At 65.0% G+C, this 1,442-nt stretch carries 2 pseudogenes; both read right to left on the bottom strand.

The annotated features are described in order from the left end of the window. Positions 1 to 32 precede the first annotated feature (32 nt). A pseudogene (locus VP06_RS34770) lies at positions 33 to 823 on the bottom strand (IS5 family transposase). 82 nt (positions 824 to 905) lie between these two features. After that, positions 906 to 1,313, bottom strand: a pseudogene (locus tag VP06_RS10570) (transposase); the annotation flags it as partial. Positions 1,314 to 1,442: the final 129 nt, after the last annotated feature.

The following is a 1,442-nucleotide window of genomic DNA, read 5'->3' on the forward strand; positions in this document are numbered from 1 at the left end:
CGTGAATGATCCGGGCTAGGCCGTGTGGACAGTTACCGGATCCATAGGACGATGGCGGCGAGTGTGACGACGGCGGCGTAGTTGCGGGCGGTCTTCTCGTAGCGGGTGGCCACGCGTCGGAACTGCTTGAGCTTGGCAAAGCAGCACTCGATCAGATGGCGCTCCTTGTAGAGCGCCTTGTCGAGGTCGTACTTCCTGGCCCGCGAGGGATTGTTCGGGATCACGGCCTTGGCGCCCTGGTCGGAGACGAGCTTGCGCAGCCGGTCGCTGTCGTAGGCGGCATCGGCCAGGATCACGTCAGCCGGGAGGTCCTTGAGCAAGAGTTCGGCCTGTGGCGCGTCGCCTTTCTGGCCGGCTGTGAGGACAAAGCGCACCGGGCAGCCGAGCCCGCGCACCGCCAGGTGGATCTTGGTGCTCAGGCCGCCGCGTGAGCGGCCGAGGGCTTGATCGGCCGCAGGCTCGGACGAGGGGCGATCTCCAGACCCCCCTTTTTTGCACCCGCCGCATGTTGGTGGGCGCGCACGATGGTGGAATCCACGATCAGGTACTCGAAGTCAGGATCGTCCGACATCGCCTCGAAGATGCGCCACCATACGCCCTTCCGGCTCCAGCGGCTGAAGCGGCGGAACACGCTGTTCCACTCGCCAAAGACGTCAGGCAGATCGCGCCAGGGCGAGCCGGTGCGCACGATCCACAGCACGCCCTCCACGAACATGCGGTTGTCGCGTCCCGTCGAGCCCCGCTGATCGGGCCGACCGATGATGAGCGGCGCCATCCGCTCCCACTGCGCGTCGCTGAGAACCAAGCGATCCTGAATGCTCAAGGCTGTCCTCCAAATGACAGCCTTGAATCACGGCTTAACCCATCCGTGAACCCCAAGTGTCCACAGGGCCTAGTGCACTGACTCATTCGGATGGTGCAGCGTTGCCATTGACGGCGTCTAGGATGGCGGCGGCTGGCTTGGTCCAGACGAAGGGCTTTGGCCTGTCGTTGTGCTCGGCGATGTAGCGGTTGATCGCAGCCTGAAGGTCGACGATCCCGCTGAAGCTGCCCCGTTTCAGCCTGCGCCGGGTCAGGGCGGAGAAGAAGCCCTCGACCGCGTTCATCCACGAAGCCGAGGTCGGGGTGAAGTGGAAGATCCAGCGTGGATGCCGGGCCAGCCAGGCTCGCACCTTCGGGTGCTTGTGCGTGCAGTAGTTGTCCAGGATCACGTGGATCAGCTTGCCCGCCGGCACCGCCGCCTCGATTGTGTTGAGGAAGCGCAGGAACTCGTCGTGGCGGTGACGCTGCATGGGGTCATCGCAGAATGTGCCCCAAAACGTACGCTAAGGCCGCTCGGCTGAGCCCGTGGTGCGCAGGGGCCTGAACCGCTCCCGCGGCGTATCGATGTCGCCCCAGAGATAGTCGCCGGTGAGGCTGACGTGCTCCCAGCCGAGCGGGGG

The sequence above is a fragment of the Methylobacterium aquaticum genome, assembly GCF_001043915.1.
Taxonomy (GTDB): Bacteria; Pseudomonadota; Alphaproteobacteria; order Rhizobiales; family Beijerinckiaceae; genus Methylobacterium; species Methylobacterium aquaticum.